The 18,121-nt window shown below is 53.2% G+C and carries 14 protein-coding genes; 5 read left to right on the top strand and 9 right to left on the bottom strand.

The genetic code is table 11. The features are described 5' to 3' along the window. Positions 1–193: 193 nt before the first annotated feature. The 5 genes from narI to ACIPDS_RS05155 all read right to left on the bottom strand — a co-directional run bounded on the left by narI (position 194) and on the right by ACIPDS_RS05155 (position 8,641). Positions 194–871, bottom strand: coding sequence for a respiratory nitrate reductase subunit gamma (gene narI / locus ACIPDS_RS05135; protein WP_166513771.1), 678 nt, complete (start codon positions 869–871; stop codon positions 194–196). After that, the gene (gene narJ / locus ACIPDS_RS05140) at positions 871–1,581 is read right to left on the bottom strand and encodes a nitrate reductase molybdenum cofactor assembly chaperone (protein WP_166513770.1); all 711 of its coding nucleotides are present in this window, start codon (positions 1,579–1,581) and stop codon (positions 871–873) included. The genes narI and narJ overlap by 1 nt, the downstream gene beginning before the upstream one ends. Further along, the gene (gene narH / locus ACIPDS_RS05145; RefSeq protein ID WP_400733281.1) at positions 1,578–3,116 is read right to left on the bottom strand and encodes a nitrate reductase subunit beta; all 1,539 of its coding nucleotides are present in this window, start codon (positions 3,114–3,116) and stop codon (positions 1,578–1,580) included. The genes narJ and narH overlap by 4 nt, the downstream gene beginning before the upstream one ends. Beyond that, the gene (locus tag ACIPDS_RS05150) at positions 3,113–6,856 is read right to left on the bottom strand and encodes a nitrate reductase subunit alpha (RefSeq protein WP_400733284.1); all 3,744 of its coding nucleotides are present in this window, start codon (positions 6,854–6,856) and stop codon (positions 3,113–3,115) included. Before ACIPDS_RS05150 ends, narH begins: the two co-directional genes overlap by 4 nt. Before the next feature lie 393 nt (positions 6,857–7,249). Next, the gene (locus ACIPDS_RS05155) at positions 7,250–8,641 is read right to left on the bottom strand and encodes a NarK family nitrate/nitrite MFS transporter (protein WP_166513767.1); all 1,392 of its coding nucleotides are present in this window, start codon (positions 8,639–8,641) and stop codon (positions 7,250–7,252) included. Between the two features lie 310 nt (positions 8,642–8,951). On the opposite strand from ACIPDS_RS05155, the gene narX reads away from it, so the two are divergent. Continuing rightward, the gene (narX, locus tag ACIPDS_RS05160; protein ID WP_400733286.1) at positions 8,952–10,751 is read left to right on the top strand and encodes a nitrate/nitrite two-component system sensor histidine kinase NarX; all 1,800 of its coding nucleotides are present in this window, start codon (positions 8,952–8,954) and stop codon (positions 10,749–10,751) included. Beyond that, complete coding sequence (narL, locus tag ACIPDS_RS05165; protein ID WP_052284392.1) at positions 10,744–11,394, top strand: two-component system response regulator NarL; 651 nt, start codon at positions 10,744–10,746, stop codon at positions 11,392–11,394. The genes narX and narL overlap by 8 nt, the downstream gene beginning before the upstream one ends. 41 nt (positions 11,395–11,435) lie before the next feature. On the opposite strand, the gene ACIPDS_RS05170 is transcribed toward narL, so the two are convergent. Further along, the gene (locus ACIPDS_RS05170) at positions 11,436–12,836 is read right to left on the bottom strand and encodes a YchO/YchP family invasin (RefSeq protein ID WP_400733289.1); all 1,401 of its coding nucleotides are present in this window, start codon (positions 12,834–12,836) and stop codon (positions 11,436–11,438) included. A gap of 379 nt (positions 12,837–13,215) precedes the next feature. On the opposite strand from ACIPDS_RS05170, the gene ACIPDS_RS05175 reads away from it, so the two are divergent. Both ACIPDS_RS05175 and ACIPDS_RS05180 read left to right on the top strand, forming a co-directional pair. Continuing rightward, positions 13,216–13,569, top strand: coding sequence for a DsrE/DsrF/TusD sulfur relay family protein (locus tag ACIPDS_RS05175; RefSeq protein WP_400733292.1), 354 nt, complete (start codon positions 13,216–13,218; stop codon positions 13,567–13,569). 271 nt (positions 13,570–13,840) lie between these two features. Continuing rightward, a complete protein-coding gene (locus tag ACIPDS_RS05180) occupies positions 13,841–14,086 on the top strand; it encodes a DUF1883 domain-containing protein (RefSeq protein WP_166513764.1) in 246 nt (81 codons plus the stop codon). Between the two features lie 42 nt (positions 14,087–14,128). On the opposite strand, the gene ACIPDS_RS05185 is transcribed toward ACIPDS_RS05180, so the two are convergent. Further along, positions 14,129–14,791 carry a gamma-glutamylcyclotransferase gene (locus ACIPDS_RS05185; protein ID WP_166513763.1) on the bottom strand — a complete coding sequence of 221 codons (663 nt, stop codon included), beginning with the start codon at positions 14,789–14,791 and terminating at the stop codon, positions 14,129–14,131. Between the two features lie 365 nt (positions 14,792–15,156). Here ACIPDS_RS05185 and chaA point away from each other — a divergent pair, with 365 nt between their 5' ends. Continuing rightward, positions 15,157–16,257: a sodium-potassium/proton antiporter ChaA gene (chaA, locus tag ACIPDS_RS05190; protein WP_166513762.1), complete on the top strand. Its 1,101-nt coding sequence runs from the start codon at positions 15,157–15,159 to the stop codon at positions 16,255–16,257. A 145-nt stretch (positions 16,258–16,402) separates the two neighbouring features. Here chaA and kdsA read toward each other — a convergent pair whose 3' ends face one another. Both kdsA and sirB1 read right to left on the bottom strand, forming a co-directional pair. Then, the gene (gene kdsA / locus ACIPDS_RS05195) at positions 16,403–17,257 is read right to left on the bottom strand and encodes a 3-deoxy-8-phosphooctulonate synthase (RefSeq protein WP_112203972.1); all 855 of its coding nucleotides are present in this window, start codon (positions 17,255–17,257) and stop codon (positions 16,403–16,405) included. 51 nt (positions 17,258–17,308) lie between these two features. Then, positions 17,309–18,118 carry an invasion regulator SirB1 gene (gene sirB1, locus ACIPDS_RS05200; RefSeq protein WP_166513761.1) on the bottom strand — a complete coding sequence of 270 codons (810 nt, stop codon included), beginning with the start codon at positions 18,116–18,118 and terminating at the stop codon, positions 17,309–17,311. Between the last annotated feature and the right edge of the window lie 3 nt (positions 18,119–18,121).

Raw genomic sequence — 18,121 nt, forward strand, 5'->3', positions numbered from 1 at the left:
TTTTTTTTTTTTTTTTTTTTTTTTTTTTTTTTTCCATATGCGTCCGGGGGGGGGGGGGGGGTGTTTTGGCCACTAATTTTTTGCTTTTTTTGACGCGCCCCCCCCCCCCCCCCCCCCCCCCGCCGGGAAAGCCCCAATGCTCAGATATAAAAAAACCCCGCCGAAGCGGGGTTTAGAGCGTTATAGGACGTTATCAGTGACGCGCGCGAACAATCTGATACTTGCGGGTCAGATACTCGACCGGCACGCTCCAGATGTGAACCAGACGCGAGAACGGGAACAGCAGGAACAGCGTCATCCCCAGCACCAGGTGCATACGGTAGATAAACGCCACACCGTCCAGGTGTGCGGAAGCGCCACCGTGGAAGGTCACCACGGACTGCGCCCAACCCACCAGTTTCATCATCTCGCTACCGTCCATATGCTGAGCAGAAAATGGAATCGTCAGCAGACCCAGCGCACACTGGATAACCAGAATAGACAGCACCAGAATATCAGCACCCGTCGTCGTGGCACGCACGCGAGGGCTGAATAGACGGCGTTTTAAAAGCAGCACACCGCCGACCAGACACATCAAGCCAGCCGCGCCACCGCCAAACATCGCCATCTTCTGTTTTACTTCCAGCGGCAACCACGCTTCATACATCCAGTGCGGGGTTAACATACCCAGGAAGTGACCGGCGAACACCCCCAGGATCCCAATATGGAACAGGTTAGACGCCAGGTTCATCCCCTTACGATCCAGCATCTGGCTGGATGCCGCGCGCCAGGTGTACTGACCGTAGTCGTAGCGCAGCCAGCTGCCAATCAGGAAGACAGCACCCGCAATGTACGGATAGATGTCGAAGAAGAACATATTCAGGAAGTGCATTATTGCTGTCCTCCGTTAGAGATATTCAAATATTGCGGGGCAACGGCTCCGGCAAAACGACGCTGGTGATTCGAAATTTCCGACTCACCGCAGCCCTGGTCAGCAAAGAATTTGACCTGCTCTTCTTCCCAGACCGCATCGAGCGCCTGTGGCGTATCATCACGGGCTTCATCCGCAATTTTTTCCGCCACCTTCGCTTCATCAACCGCGCTATTGGCAAGCTTCAGCAACTGCTCAAACAGCACCGCATAACGGCTCTCACGCTGTTGCAGACGGGCACAGAGCAACGCCAGAATCGGCGCGATATCCTGCAAACCGCCAATCGCTTCGCTCTCCGGCAGCTGCGCCAGATATTCCAGATACAGCGGCAGGTGATCCGGCAGCTCGCGGCTGTCGAGCACCAGACCGTGCTGCTCATACTGGTTCAGCAGATCGACCATCGCCTGACCGCGGTCACGAGACTCGCCGTGAACGTGTTCGAACAGCAGCAGTGAGGTTGCACGGCCACGGTCAAACAGTTCGCTGTAGGCGGCCTGTGCATCCAGCGGATCCTGCGCGATTAATTCGCGCAGGAACATGCCCAGCATCTGGGCATCCCCTTTATCCAGTTTCTCTGATGAGGCCAGAACGTCGAAGAGTTCGTCCTGATGCTCCCACAAGGCAGCATCAGGGTACTCAAGCAAACGTGACACAATCACGAGTTCAATCATGCGTGCGGCTCCGTTTTGCTGCTCACATCCACAGAATCAATACGGCGGCTGTTGAACAGATTAAACTTAGTATCCGAACCGTGGCAGCCATCACCGAAGCTAAAACCACAACCGTTTTTCTCCGGGAACGCATCGCGCGCCTGCTCGCGGTGACTGCTTGGCACCACGAAACGGTCTTCGTAGTTAGCAATCGCCAGATAGCGGTACATTTCCTGCGCCTGTGCTTCGGTCAGACCGACCTCTTCCAGCGCACGGGTATCGATAACGCCATCGACGGTTTCGGTACGTTTGAAATGACGCATCGCCAGCATACGTTTGAGCGCCAGTACCACCGGCTGCGTGTCGCCTGCGGTCAGCAGGTTCGCCAGGTACTGAACCGGGATACGCAGACTTTCAACGTCCGGCAGGATACCGTTGCTGCCCAGCTCGCCCGCATCGGCTGCGGACTGAATCGGAGACAGCGGCGGCACATACCAGACCATTGGCAGCGTGCGGTATTCCGGGTGCAGCGGCAGCGCCAGCTTCCAGTCCATCGCCATTTTGTAGACCGGCGATTTTTGGGCTGCGTCAATCACGCTCAGTGGAATACCGTCTTTCTGCGCCTGCTCAATCACTTTCGGATCGTTTGGATCGAGGAACACGTCGAGCTGACGCTGATACAGGTCTTTCTCGTTCTCGGTGCTAGCTGCAGTTTCAATCGCATCCGCGTCGTACAGCAGCACGCCGAGGTAACGAATACGACCTACGCAGGTTTCTGAACACACGGTCGGCTGACCCGCTTCGATACGCGGATAGCAGAAGATGCATTTTTCAGACTTGCCGCTCTTCCAGTTGAAGTAGATTTTTTTGTACGGGCAGCCGGTGATGCACATACGCCAGCCACGACATTTATCCTGATCGATCAGCACAATGCCGTCTTCTTCACGTTTGTAGATGGCGCCGCTCGGGCAAGTCGCCACACACGCCGGGTTCAGACAGTGCTCGCACAGGCGTGGCAGATACATCATGAAGGTGTTTTCGAACTGGCCGTACATCGCCTTCTGCATGTTTTCGAAGTTTTTGTCTTTCGACAGCTTCTCAAACTCGCCACCCAGATCGTCTTCCCAGTTCGGGCCTTTGGTGATCTTGTCCATACGCTTGCCGGTAATCAGCGAGCGTGGACGGGCAATCGGCTGTGCTTTGCTATCAGCCGGTGCGTTGTGCAGCGTCTGATAGTCAAAATCAAACGGCTCGTAGTAATCATCCAGACCCGGCAGATGCGGGTTAGCGAAGATTTTACCCAGCAGCAGCGCTTTGTTACCCATGCGCGGCACCAGTTTACCGTTGATCTTACGGATCCAACCGCCTTTGTATTTCTCCTGGTCTTCCCAGTCGGTCGGGAAACCGGTACCCGGTTTGGTTTCAACGTTGTTGAACCATGCGTACTCGGTCCCTTCACGGCTGGTCCAGACGTTTTTACAGGTGACCGAGCAGGTGTGGCAACCGATGCATTTATCGAGATTCAGCACCATGCCGACTTGTGAACGAATTTTCATTTTACGCTCTCCTGTACCTGGTCATTGCCTTCGCCGTCCAACCAGTCAATGTTCTTCATCTTACGTACCACCACAAACTCATCACGGTTCGACCCTACGGTACCGTAGTAGTTAAAGCTGTAGGCCAGGTGCGCATAGCCGCCGATCATGTGAGTCGGTTTAGGCGTAATGCGGGTCACCGAGTTATGGATACCGCCGCGTTGACCGGTAATTTCTGAACCCGGCAGGTTAACGATACGTTCCTGCGCGTGGTACATCATGGTCATCCCGGCCGGTACACGCTGGCTTACTACCGCACGCGCGGTCAGTGCACCGTTGTTGTTGAAGACTTCAATCCAGTCGTTGTCTTCAATGCCGATCTCTTTGGCGTCTTCTTCGCTCATCCACACGACCGGGCCACCGCGACCTAAGGTCAGCATCAGCAGGTTATCGCTATAGGTTGAGTGAATGCCCCATTTCTGGTGCGGCGTCAGGAAGTTCAGCGCCTTCTCTGGGTTGCCGTTTGATTTCTTGCCCATCACCTCTTTCACCGAACGGGTGTCGATAGGTGGGCGGTAAACCAGCAGGCTTTCACCGAAGTCACGCATCCACTGGTGGTCCTGATACAAGGACTGACGACCAGACAGCGTACGCCATGGGATCAGCTCATGAACGTTGGTATAACCCGCGTTGTAGGAGACGTGTTCATCTTCCAGACCTGACCAGGTCGGGCTCGAGATAATCTTGCGCGGCTGCGCCTGAATATCACGGAAGCGAATTTTCTCGTCTTCTTTATTGAGCGCCAGATGCGTGTGATCGCGACCGGTAAACTCGCTCAGCGCCGCCCAGGCTTTCACCGCCACCTGACCGTTGGTCTCCGGCGCCAGGGTGAGGATCATTTCTGCCGCATCAATCGCGGTATCCAGCATCGGCTGGCCTTTTGCCGGGCCTTCCGCTTTGGTGTAGTTAAGCTTACGCAGCAGATCCATTTCGCTCTGGGTGTTCCAGGCAATGCCTTTACCGCCGTTACCGATTTTTTCCATCAATGGCCCGATGGAGGTAAAGCGCTCGTAGGTTGCCGGGTAATCACGCTCAACCGGAATAATATGCGGTGCGGTTTTACCTGGGATCAGGTCACATTCGCCTTTTTTCCAGTCCTTCACGTCTAACGGCTGCGCCAGTTCGGCCGCCGAGTCATGCTGGATTGGCAGCGTAACAATGTCCGTTTCCTGACCGAGGTGTCCCACGCAGACTTCAGAGAATTTCTTCGCGATGCCTTTGTAGATTTCCCAGTCGCTTTTCGATTCCCATGCTGGGTCGACAGCGGCAGACAGCGGGTGAATAAACGGATGCATATCCGAGGTATTCATGTCGTCTTTTTCGTACCAGGTTGCCGTTGGCAGCACGATATCGGAATACAGGCAGGTGCTCGACAGACGGAAGTCCAGCGTTACAACCAGATCCAGTTTGCCGTCGAGACCGTTATCCTGCCATTCCACTTCTTCAGGCTTCAGACCGCCCTGCTTGCCGAGATCCATCCCCTGAATACCGTGCTCGGTACCCAGCAGATATTTCAGCATGTATTCGTGACCTTTACCGGAAGAACCCAGCAGGTTAGAACGCCAGATGAACAGGTTGCGTGGGTGGTTTTTACCGTTTTCCGGCTGTTCAGCCGCGAAACGGATGGTGCCTTCTTTCAGCGCCTTAATGGTATAGTCAACCGGAGTCATGCCGGCTTTCTTCGCATCATCGGCAATGCGCAGCGGGTTAGTGCCTAACTGCGGTGCAGACGGCAGCCAGCCCATACGTTCAGCACGGACGTTGAAGTCCAATAAATGGCCGGTATAGCGGGATTTGTCCGCCATCGGTGACAGCAGTTCCTGCGCGGTAACCGACTCATAACGCCATTGGCTGGAGTGGTTATAGAAGTAGGACGTACTGTTCATGTGACGCGCTGGACGCTGCCAGTCAAGGCCAAACGCCAGTGGCTGCCAGCCGGTCTGCGGACGCAGTTTTTCCTGACCAACATAGTGGGCCCAACCGCCGCCGCTCTGACCGATACAGCCGCAGAACACCAGCATATTGATAAGACCACGATAGTTCATATCGAGGTGATACCAGTGGTTCAGGCCAGCACCGACGATGATCATTGAACGACCGTGCGTTTTATCGGCGTTATCGGCAAATTCACGAGCAATACGAATAATCTGCGCGCGTGGGACACCGGTAATTTTCTCAGCCCAGGCAGGCGTATACGCTTTGATATCATCGTAGCTGGTTGCGCAGTTTTCATCATTCAGACCGCGATCCAGGCCGTAGTTAGCCATGTTCAGGTCATAAACGGTGGTCACCAGCGCGGTGGTGCCGTCGGCCAGTTGCAGACGTTTCACCGGCAGTTTGTGCAGCAGGATATTTTCCAGCTCGACGCTGGTGAAGTGCTCGGTGCCGTCGCCGCCAAAGTACGGGAAGCCTACCTGCGCGATATCGTCGTGATTACCCAGCAGGCTTAGCTGCAATTCGGTTTCATCACCGGATTTGCCGTCGCGTTGCTCAAGGTTCCATTTACCTTTTTCGCCCCAACGGAAACCGATAGAACCGTTCGGTGCCACCATCTCGCCATCGGTATTCACCGCGACGGTTTTCCATTCAGGGTTATTTTCCTGCCCCAGTGAGTCAACCAGGTCAGCAGCGCGCAGCATACGGCCCGCAGCATAATAACCGTCACGCTCCTCGAGCATCACCAGCATCGGGAAGTCGGTATAGCGACGTACGTAGTCGGTGAAGTACTGGCTTGGTTTGTCGAGGTGGAATTCACGCAACATCACGTGGCCCATCGCCAGCGCCATTGCCGCATCGGTACCCTGTTTCGGAGCCAGCCACAGATCGCACAGCTTAGCGATTTCAGCGTAGTCCGGGGTAATTGCAACGGTTTTGGTGCCTTTGTAGCGAACTTCCGTAAAGAAGTGCGCATCTGGCGTACGGGTCTGTGGAACGTTAGAGCCCCAGGCGATGATATAGCTGGAGTTGTACCAGTCGGCAGATTCTGGAACGTCGGTCTGCTCACCCCAGGTTTGCGGAGAAGCTGGCGGTAAGTCACAGTACCAGTCGTAGAAGCTCAGGCAGGTGCCGCCGATAAGCGAAAGATAACGTGCGCCGGAAGCGTAAGAAACCATCGACATTGCCGGAATTGGCGAGAAGCCAGCGACACGGTCAGGGCCGTAGGTTTTGACGGTATAGACGTTAGAGGCGGCAATCAGTTCATTCACTTCCTGCCAGGAAGAACGCACGAAGCCACCGCGACCACGCGCTTGTTTAAAGCTCTTGGCTTTGTCTGCGTCTTCAATAATAGAAGCCCAGGCATCAACCGGATCGCTGTGCAGTTTTTTCGCTTCACGCCACATTTTCATCAGGCGTTTGCGCATCAGCGGATATTTCAAACGGTTGGCGCTATAGAGGTACCAGGAATAACTCGCCCCGCGCGGGCAGCCGCGTGGTTCGTGGTTTGGCAGATCCGGGCGGGTGCGCGGATAGTCGGTCTGCTGGGTTTCCCAGGTGACCAGGCCATTTTTGACATAAATCTTCCAGCTACAAGAACCGGTGCAGTTAACGCCGTGCGTAGAGCGCACGACTTTATCGTGCTGCCAGCGTTGGCGGTATCCATCTTCCCAATCCCGGTTGGTATCTAGAATCTGTCCGTGCCCATCGGCAAATGTTTCACCCTTTTGTTTAAAGTAGCGAAACCGGTCCAGGAATTTACTCATCGGGTCTCTCCTGTTTGGAGCCTGGCGGCTCTCTGATAAATCGACATTGCTGAATTTGCACAGAAGGTAACGCGCTGAAACATGGGGGGAATTGATAACGATCAAGATGGTCGGTCTTAAAAATCCTTCTCAAAAAGCAATCTACCACCTTAGAGGTATTAATTTTTATTTTTTAACTTATTGTAAAATAAAGCTTTTTGTTTAAATTTAGATATTACAAACTGTAAAAAACGCGGATGTCGGTATTAAGGGGTAGAGCCTTTTCTTCTACTACTAAGCCTCTACGCGCACGATGCCGATGGTGTATTCTGCGCTTAGAGTATGTTGTAACTAAGTAGATCGTAAAATAAAGGCGCGAACCCTCGCGCCTTTATTCAGAAATAACGTCTCGCGTTATTTTTTCGCTTTACGTCCGTATACCGCCCACGTTACCACCACGCAGACAATATAGAACACGAGGAACACTTTCATTGCGCCAGCCGGAGAACCGGTTAACTCAAGGGAGGTGCCGAACGCTTTCGGAATGAAGAAACCGCCAATAGCGCCAATTGCTGAAATAAAGCCCAGCGCCGCCGCTGTATCGGTTGCGGCTTCACGCATTGCTTTCTCTTCAGAACCACCTTCTGCTTTCACGCGGTCCATCGTCAGCTTACGGAAAATCACCGAAATCATCTGGAAGGTTGAACCGCTACCCAGACCGGCCGTCATAAACAGCGCCAGGAATACCACGTAGAAAGCGATAAAGTTGCCGCCCTCGCCGTTGGCTGGCAAGGTCATGAACAGCAGTGCGCTGAACAGCGCCATCAGGATAAAGTTCACCAGCGTCACGCGAGTACCGCCCAGACGGTCAGAGATCGCGCCGCCCGCAGAGCGTGCCAGTGCGCCGATAAACGGCCCGAAGAACGCATAATGCAGGATTTGAATATCCGGGAACTGGGTTTTTGAGAGCATCGCAAAACCGGCAGAGAAGCCGATGAACGAGCCGAACGTTGCCAGATACAGCAGGCTCATGATCCACAGGTGACCGCGTTTAAGCACTGGCAACTGCTCTTTTAATGACGCTTTGGAGGTAGCCAGCTCATTCATGCCAAACCAGGCAGCGATGGTGAAGATAGCCAGGAACGGCACCCAAATCCACGCGGCATTGGCCAGATACAGCTCAGTACCATCTGGCTGAGTCACACCCTGGCTGCCGAAGGCTGCAAAAATAGACAGCGACACGGCCAGTGGTGCTACCAGCTGCATCACGCTCACGCCCATGTTGCCCAGGCCACCGTTTAAGCCCAGCGCGCCGCCCTGCTTCTGTTTCGGGAAGAAGAAGCTGATGTTCGCCATGCTCGAGGCAAAGTTCGCACCGGCAAAGCCGCACAACAGTGAAATGATGATGAAGGTGCTAAACGGCGTGGAAGTATCCTGAACGGCAAAGCCCAGCCATACGCACGGAATGATAAGGATCCCGGTGCTGAACGCAGTCCAGCGACGTCCACCAAACATAGGAACCATAAAGGAATACGGTACGCGTAATAATGCCCCGGACACCGACGGCAGCGCGGTCAGCATAAAGAGCTGGTCTGTCGTAAACTGGAAGCCCACTTTGGGTAAATTGACCGCTACGGCACTGAACAGCATCCATACGCAGAACGCCAGTAGCAAACACGGTACGGAAATCCACAGGTTCCGGCTTGCAACGCGATGGCCGCGCTCCTGCCAGAAGGCCGGATCTTCCGGACGCCAGTCGGTAATGACAGCGCCGGTTGCCCTTTCGGGGGCAGTGGAGTGACTCATAGACACCTCTGATTATTAATATTAACCCTGCCACAGTAGGGTTTACTCAGCGCAGTAAGTTGATATAAATCAAAGGAAAAGTCGGCTATATCTTGCTTAAAAAAACATCATGACTCTTTATGGGTAGGGTTTTATTGATAAAAAAACCTGTTTTTTCACGTGGCTGTTACGCTGCTACTCCTCTACTCCCTACCTCTTTACTATTATGGAAATAAAGGAGTACCTCTTTAGGGGTATGGGTATACTCCAGACGATAGCCGAAAATAACGCCACTCGCCGGAGAGCCTTCCGCCAGGAGCCACATCGAATAATGTTTAGACGTTTTTTTACACCACTGACGCTCGTGAATCAACTTGCGCTGATCGTACTTCTCTCCACCCTCATCGGGGTGGCAAGTATGATGATTTCCGCACGCCTGATAAACGGCGTCCAGGGCAGCGCGCACGCCATTAACCAGGCCGGTTCACTGCGTATGCAGAGCTACCGACTGCTGGCGGCCATTCCGGTGAAAGACAGCGACCAGCCGCTGTTTGATGAAATGCAAAAAACCGTCTTTAGCCCTGAGCTTGTCCTCGCCGCCGAACGCGACGGACAGGTTAAGCAGCTTGCCTCCCTGCAACAGTACTGGCTCACGCATCTGGCGCCCGACATTCGTCAAGCGCAGAGCCAAAGCGCCGTCGCAAGCGATCTTACCGGTTTTGTTAGCCGCATTAATCAACTGGTGACGGTGTTTGATCACACCACGGAAGAACGTATTTCTCATGTAGTGTGGATGCACAGGTTGATGGCAGTATTCATGGCACTGCTGTTTATCTTCACCGTCTTCTGGCTCCGCACCCGTCTGCTGCACCCATGGCGACAACTGCTAAGAATGGCGGAAGCCATTAGCCATCGCGACTTCACCTACCGCGCACAAATCAGCGGGCGTAATGAAATGGCGACGCTGGGCATGGCGCTCAACGACATGTCCGCCGAACTGGCGGAAAGCTATTCCTCCCTTGAGCGCCGGGTGCAGGAGAAAACCGCCGGTTTAGAGCAAAAAAATGCCATCCTCTCCTTCTTGTGGCAAGCCAACCGCCGACTGCACGCCAGCGCTCCGCTGTGCGAACGAATCTCTCCGGTGCTAAACGGCCTGCAAGAACTCACCCCGCTACGTGAGATTGAAGTGCGGGTTTACGATATTGAAGATGAAGAAAATCATCAGGAGTTTAGCTGCCATTCGGGTTGGGAGTGCGATGATAAGGGCTGCTATCTTTGCCCACGCGATGTTGATATGAGCGCCCCCGACGGGGTGACGCTGAAATGGCGGCTGACCGACCCGCATAACCAATATGGTATTTTGCTCGCGACGTTGCCGCATGGCCGCGAGTTAAGCCATGACCAGCAACAACTGGTGGATACCCTGCTCGAACAGCTGACCTCCACGCTAGCGCTGGATAAACAGCTGGAGCGTCAGCAGCAGCTTATCGTCATGGAAGAGCGCGCCACCATTGCCCGCGAGCTTCACGACTCCATCGCCCAGTCTTTATCCTGCATGAAAATGCAGGTCAGTTGCCTGCAGATGATGCAAAACGAGCACTCCTCTGCGGAAAGCCGCGAACTATTGGGCCAGGTACGCAATGAGTTAAACAATTCGTGGGCCCAGCTGCGTGAGCTTCTCACCACTTTCCGCCTACGTCTGACCGAATCCGGGCTGCGTCCGGCGCTGGAGTCCAGCTGTCAGGAATACAGCAACCACTTTGGTTTCCCGATTGAATTAGATTATCAGCTGCCTCCACGCTACGTGCCGTCACATCAGGCAATTCATGTGCTGCAAATTGCGCGTGAAGCGTTAAGTAACGCCTTAAAACATTCTCAGGCAAGCGAAGTGAAGGTAAGCGTTACCCAACAGGGTAACCAGGTAAAAATGGTGGTCGCAGATAACGGCTGTGGCGTACCGCAGCATGCTGAACGCAGCAACCATTATGGTCTTATTATTATGCGTGACCGCGCGCAGAGCCTGCGTGGCGATTGCCAGGTTCGACGCCGTGAAACCGGCGGTACAGAAGTCGTGGTTACGTTTGTCCCCGAACAATCGCTTTCAACTCCCCAAGGAGAAATCCATGAGTAATCAGGAACGGGCTACTATCCTGCTAATTGACGATCATCCAATGCTGCGCACTGGCGTCAAACAGCTGGTTAGCATGGCATCGGATATTCAGGTTGTGGGCGAAGCCAGCAACGGTGAGCAAGGTATTGAGCTTGCGGAAGCGCTCGATCCCGATCTGATCCTGCTTGACCTTAATATGCCCGGCATGAACGGTCTGGAAACGCTGGATAAACTGCGCGAAAAATCCCTCTCCGGGCGCGTGGTGGTCTTTAGCGTGTCTAATCATGAAGAAGATGTGGTCACGGCGCTTAAGCGCGGCGCTGACGGCTATCTGCTAAAAGATATGGAGCCAGAAGATCTGCTGAAGGCGCTACAACAAGCCGCCGCCGGTGAAATGGTACTGAGCGAAGCGCTAACGCCGGTTTTAGCCGCCAGTCTGCGCGCCAACCGGGCGACCTCTGACCGTGATATCAATCAGCTCACGCCGCGCGAGCGCGATATTCTGAAACTTATCGCACAAGGCCTGCCGAACAAAATGATCGCCCGTCGTCTGGACATCACAGAAAGCACGGTAAAAGTCCACGTTAAACATATGCTGAAGAAAATGAAGCTCAAATCCCGCGTTGAAGCGGCGGTATGGGTACATCAGGATCGTATTTTCTGATACACCAAACTTAATTGTCGTGACAGGGCCGTCGCGCACAATTAAGGCGTAAGTTCAGACCACCCATACTGATTTGGCGCAAAGCTGACGACCGGTTCGGTTAACGCCAGCGTGATTTCATTCGAGGTGACGCGCTGCCCTTTCTTATCTTCAACAATCACCGACAGATGCCACATGTTGCTGGCCCCTTCACTGTAGTCCCATGCCGGCATAATAATGGTCCAGCCTTCGGTCATGTTGTCAGAGGACGGCGGCGTCAAACTCAATGCGGTGGTATCGCCCTGCCAGTTAATCGATTTCACGCCATACTCATCGCGCACCTGGAGCTTTAACTCAACCGTTTCATTACTGGTCAGATCCCACGGTGGCGTCGCCAGATAAACGCTCAGGCTTTTACGCTGCCGCATCTCCATCACCGGCAGATTATTGCGCTCTGGCGCATCGTAACGACTTCCGCGCAACGTCCGCGTCTGGGCGACCTCATCGGCGGCGAGCTGTTTTTTAAGCGGTACGCCAAACCGATAGTTAACCTTCATCCCAAGATTGTTCTGGTTCACCCCGCTCTCGCCCTGCTTATGCTGAGCGCTAAACGTAAGCAAAGGCACCGGGGTATAATTCAGCCCCAGCGATACCGCCACCGGATTATGGTAGCCGGTACCACTACGGAACAGGTCGACACTTTCGCCGAAATACTGCTCAACGCTCAGACTGGTATTAATATGGTTATAAGCGGGGATCCACGCCTGTGCGGTAATATCATAACCGCGCGCCATTCGCTGCTGGAGGGTGGTGCCGGTGTTTTTCCAGTCGCTAAGCGGCTGATAGTAGTTTGCGGAAAAGCGTAGGTTTTCGCCCCAGGCTTCGGCACCCAGGCCACCACGATTGAGATTATCGGACAGCAGGCTGTCATAAAAAGTGTTATATCCCAACAGCCAATGCCCGGCGACCCAGCGTTGCCCCACGCCCACATTGCCCACCAGCCCTTCTTCTTGCTGGGTAACGCCCAACTGACTCCATGTGAGATAATCCGTGTTGTCATCAAGCGGGATAAACCAGCTACCGTGGCTGCCGGTAAATTTACCGTCGCCATCGACCAGAAACTTGATATTGGCATTGCCCCAGGGGGAGAACCAGCTATCGAGCTGTCGGTTCATTTGACCGTTGAGCCTGTCCTGAAGCTGCGTCAGGGCAAACAGTCTCGCTTGCTCACCGGTATCGAGGCCGTTATCGGTCATGCTGGCTTCACCGAATGATTTTGCCATCTCGGCAAGGTGTTTTTCGGCGTCATGGTTTTCCGGTGCAATATCGAGATCCGGTAAATTATCGAAAGGATGCGCGGCCTCTTCGACAAACGACGACTGCGCGCGTGCGCTGCCACCGGCCAGAATCATCAACAATACATAAAACCCGTAAAAACGCGAAGACACCACCCACGACCTCATAGCAAGCTAAACAAGAGGAGCTGAATTGCCGCCCCTGAATAACTAGTCTAACGTCTTTAGGCACAGGCTTCAGCCCGGGAGACTGATTTCAGGAATAGACTGATAGGTCATAAAATCATCGTCTTGCGTTAACCGCAACTGCGCATCAATTTCGGTTAAGGCTGGCTTAAGCCGCACGCGGTGCCGCATTTCAGCCGTGCACCTGACGCAGCGGCACAAACGCAAGCGCATTTTTTACTCGCTGCAATGCTGCTTTTTTCACCCGCGCTGTAACAGCTGCAAACAATTTTCCCATGTGCCTAACCTGATGTTGGATGCCCTCGGCTCACGCGGTAACATATGCACGACCTGGCTTAACAGGCTATCCAAAGGAGTTCAAATGCAACGTATCGTTATTATCGCCAGCGGGGCTGCTTACGGCAGCGAATCTCTGTTTAACAGTCTGCGTTTAGCAATTGCCTTGCGTGAGCAGCAAGACGACCTGCAGCTACAGCTTTTTTTGATGTCTGACGCGGTCACCGCTGGCCTGCGCGGGCAGAAACCGGCCGAAGGCTACAACATTCAGCAGATGCTGGAGATACTCACTGCCCAGGGCGTGCCGGTGAAGCTGTGCAAGACCTGCACCGACGGGCGCGGCATTAGCGCACTGCCGCTGATTGACGGGGTGGAAATTGGCACGCTGGTTGAGCTGGCGCAATGGACGTTGGCAGCAGATAAAGTCCTGACCTTCTGATTGGCCCCGTATTAGTTAAGCAAACTAAAACCATCGCCATTTTAAGAATATTATTTCACCCCTACGTGAATATCACTACGAATCTCACGCACGCTGAATGGATTCAGGGATTTTGTCATTTTTGTTGAAGTGTTGCGACTTTTTTTGATCAAAATCAGCATCCATGTTCATCGGGTTTGGTGTTATGCCATGAGTGATTTGTGAACAACATCACAGGCAGAAGTCAGGATTCGATCGCAGGAAGCGGGTTGACTCATAGGCAGCGGGGTAGATGGGGATGGTTAAGGCAAGTTTGACATTATTTGGCGGGGATACGGTGGTGGTACGCTGCTCTGAGCGTTGCCATATTCATTTGATGAGCACACAGAAGAATGCCGGGCGCCATAATACCGATATTTTGAGCGTGCAGAACGAAGAAAAAGCCTATTTAACGGTTCCCTACAGCGGAACGTGGAACGTACTGATTGATAGTCACAGTCAGTCGCTGGAACATTCTATCAGCTACGTTGCCGCATAATGCCCTCCCCGGAAGCACGCACTTCCGGGGTTCTATTCGCGCTTATGCGCCGCCCACCAGATGACGGACTTTCCCAATCAGTTCATTCAGCCCTTCATCCGGCATGCCCAGCTTTTGCAACTCTTGTTCTAGCGAAAACAGATATTGCGCATTAGTACCAAGCGGCCCGCTGGCGCGCGCGATAAGCGGCGCGATCGCCTGCACGCTGGTATCGGACTCATAAAGGGGATGTCGCGGATCCATAATAAACACCAGCGCCGTCACCGTCCGTCCATCGTCAAGATCGAGCTGACACCAGGTTGGCAAATAGCAGCCGGTTATCATTTCGCGCTTCCACAGCAGCGACAGTTCACTTTCAACTTCATCATCCGGCAGACGATAGGCAACGCCCGTGGTGCGTCCGCCCTCTTTAAGGGCTAGCATTCGCCCTGGCTGACAGGCGCTGCCGCGTCCAGCCGTTAAGCGTAAACAAAATGCTCTGTGCCAGCCCACCAGCGTGCCGGTCACCGATTCGCAATAATTCAGCGCCGGATTCCACATCAGCGATCCGTAGCCAAAAATCCACACCGGGCCATTATCAGGCCGACAGGCGAGCATGGCGGCCTGCGACGCCGCGCGTTGTTCAGCAGACCAGAGCAACGACTCCTCAATGGCACCAAATGCCGTTGTACAATCCGCCCGCATTAAGAAATCACGTGTTAACACTCTTAACCTCCACCACCACTTCTCTTCCCTGCAACACATGCGTTCTTAGGGGAACGAATGGCGACCTCCGGAGCTGTCATTGATGAAATATTATCCAGTTTTATATCGTAAGATGCAATTTGTCTGCATCGCCAGCATCGATATTTACCCTGTAGTATTTCGAGAAAAATAGGAAAATCACAAGCAACAATGCGCTGTTATTTATAATTAATTTAGATGATATTTAATATTATAGACATCTAAACCCGAAAAAGAAGCTATGGGTAAATTTTAGTAAACATTCATATCCTGCGTCGAAAAATTTGTTAATTTATACTGCTTATTTTTTTCTATAATTATAAATACCTGCATTGATGGAGACAAACATGACCCACGCACATGAGGCGGTGAAAACTCGCCATAAGGAGTCGTCGCTTATTTTCCCGATAGCGGCCCTGGCAATCCTGTTCTTCTGGGGGAACAGCGCGTCATTGCCAGTGGTTATTGCGATTAACGCAATGGCGCTTGTCGGTATTCTCAGCAGTGCCTTTAGCGTTGTACGACACGCGGATGTATTAGCACACCGCCTGGGTGAACCTTACGGTTCTCTGATTTTAAGCCTTTCCGTGGTTATCCTTGAGGTTAGCCTGATATCTGCATTAATGGCGACAGGTGACGCTGCGCCAACCCTAATGCGCGATACGCTCTACTCCATTATTATGATCGTCACCGGCGGTTTAGTCGGTTTCTCGTTATTGCTCGGCGGTCGTAAATTCGCTACGCAATATATGAATCTGTTCGGTATTAAACAGTATTTAATAGCGCTTTTTCCGCTGGCTATCATTGTGCTGGTGTTCCCGACCGCTTTGCCGGGCGCAAACTTTACCATTGGCCAGTCGTTGCTGGTCGCCCTTATTTCCGCCGCCATGTACGGCGTATTTTTGCTGATTCAGACAAAAACACACCAGAGTTTATTTATCTACGAGCATGAAGACGACGGCGACGATGATGACCCGCATCATGGCAAACCGTCCGCTCACAGCAGCGTCTGGCACGCGGCGTGGCTGATTGTGCATCTTGTTGCGGTAATCGCCGTAACCAAAATGAACGCCAATCCATTAGAGACGTTGCTCACCAGTATGAACGCGCCTGTCGCCTTTACCGGCTTCCTGGTCGCCTTACTGATTCTGTCCCCGGAAGGGCTTGGCGCACTCAAAGCCGTGCTGAATAACCAGGTACAGCGCGCGATGAACCTGTTCTTTGGTTCAGTGCTGGCAACTATCTCCCTGACCGTTCCGGTGGTGACGCTGATTGCCTTTATGACGGGTAATGATTTGATGTTTGGTCTGGGGATGCCGGAAATGATTGTGATGGTCGCCTCACTGGTGCTGTGCCACATCTCCTTCTCTACCGGCCGTACCAACGTGCTGAACGGTGCTGCGCATCTGGCGCTGTTTGCGGCCTATCTGATGACGATATTTGCCTGAGTAAGAGTGACTGCCGGATGGCGACGCTTTGCGTCTTATCCGGCCTACGTGAGCATCTGTAGGCCGGATAAGGCAACGCCGCCATCCGGCTTAGCCCATAAAAAAAGCCGACCCAAGGGTCGGCTTTTTCATGCATCAGCAAAACTTATTTGCTGGTGTCGAGCTCATCAAAGCCTTTGACCAGGTCATCGATGGCTTTCATTTGCTTCAGGAATGGTTCGAGTTTATCCAGCGGCAGCGCAGACGGGCCGTCGCAACGCGCGTGGTCCGGGTCAGGATGCGCTTCAATAAACAGACCGGCAATACCGACCGCCATACCCGCACGGGCCAGCTCAGCAACCTGCGCACGACGACCGCCGCTCGCAGCACCAAACGGGTCACGGCACTGTAATGCGTGGGTCACGTCGAAGATAACCGGGGAGTTGTTGGACGCTTTTTTCATCACGCCAAAGCCCAGCATATCAACAACCAGGTTGTCATAACCAAAGTTTGCGCCACGATCGCACAGAATCACCTGGTCGTTACCGCCTTCAATAAACTTGTCGACGATATTCCCCATTTGGCCTGGGCTTACGAACTGTGGTTTCTTAACGTTAATGACCGCGCCGGTTTTCGCCATTGCTTCAACCAGGTCAGTCTGGCGAGCCAGGAACGCAGGCAGCTGGATAACGTCAACCACGTCGGCAACCGGCTGCGCCTGGCTGGCTTCATGAACGTCGGTGATGATTTTCACGCCGAAGGTCTGCTTCAGTTCCTGGAAAATTTTCATCCCCTCTTCCAGGCCTGGGCCACGGTAAGAGTGGATAGAGGAACGGTTGGCTTTATCAAATGAGGCTTTGAATACGTAAGGGATACCCAGCTTCTGGGTCACGGTCACGTAGTGCTCGCAAATACGCATCGCCAGGTCGCGAGACTCCAGCACGTTCATGCCGCCAAACAAAACAAACGGCAGATCGTTTGCTACTTTGATGTCACCAATGCTAACCACTTTTTCTTTCATAAGAGCGCCTTGTTAAGGTATTTCCGCGATTATAACCGCAATAATGACCAATTAGTGAAGCGTAATTTGCTTGTGCGAGATAGTGTTAATCTGCGCACGGATCATTTCGCTTATCGGATCTTCGGGACATTGCTCTACGAAATAATTTAAATCGTTCAGGGCAATGTGCTCACATTCAAGCTGTGCATAGATAAGCCCGCGATCGCGAATTTCATACGGATCTTCCGGGTTAAACTGCAACAACGTCTGGCTGGCACCCAACGCCAGCTCCATCTGACGTTCTTCCATCAGCGCCGACTTCAATGTATCGAGCAGTTTACGAATAACCTCGGCGTTATCCGCCTCATCAAGGTCTTCATTAAACAGCTCGGCCATCGGGCTGACGTTGCCTTTAAGCCAGACTTCCAGCGTATGCTCGTCGAGCGTGTCGCCGTTAAAGGGATTAATAAGCCACAGCTCCTCGTCATCCACATCGGCTCGCAACAGCAGTTGGGTCGGGAAAATCACCGGCACAACGGGAATATCAAGCTGGCTGGCAATACACAGCACCACAGCGCCCAGCGCCACCGCGCTGCCCTGACGATTTTTCAAGACCTGATCCAGCCACAGGGCGTCCGATAAACGGTAAACGCCGGAGGAGTCGCCGAAATTCCATTCATGATAAAACAGCTCAATCAGACGCTCCATCTGGCGCGTCAGCGTCCAGGAAGGGCTTATCTCTTCGCGCGCCAGTGCCACCAGGCACTCAAGCTGCTCGCGCACCTTCTGCGAAGGGAAATCATCACGAATCATTTCAGAAATAAGGATCATGCCATCGCATAACGGCGCTTTATTAAATTCAAAATCAGCCAGTGACTTCATACC

The organism is Kluyvera sp. NPDC087067, from assembly GCF_044745165.1.
Classification (GTDB): Bacteria; Pseudomonadota; Gammaproteobacteria; order Enterobacterales; family Enterobacteriaceae; genus Kluyvera.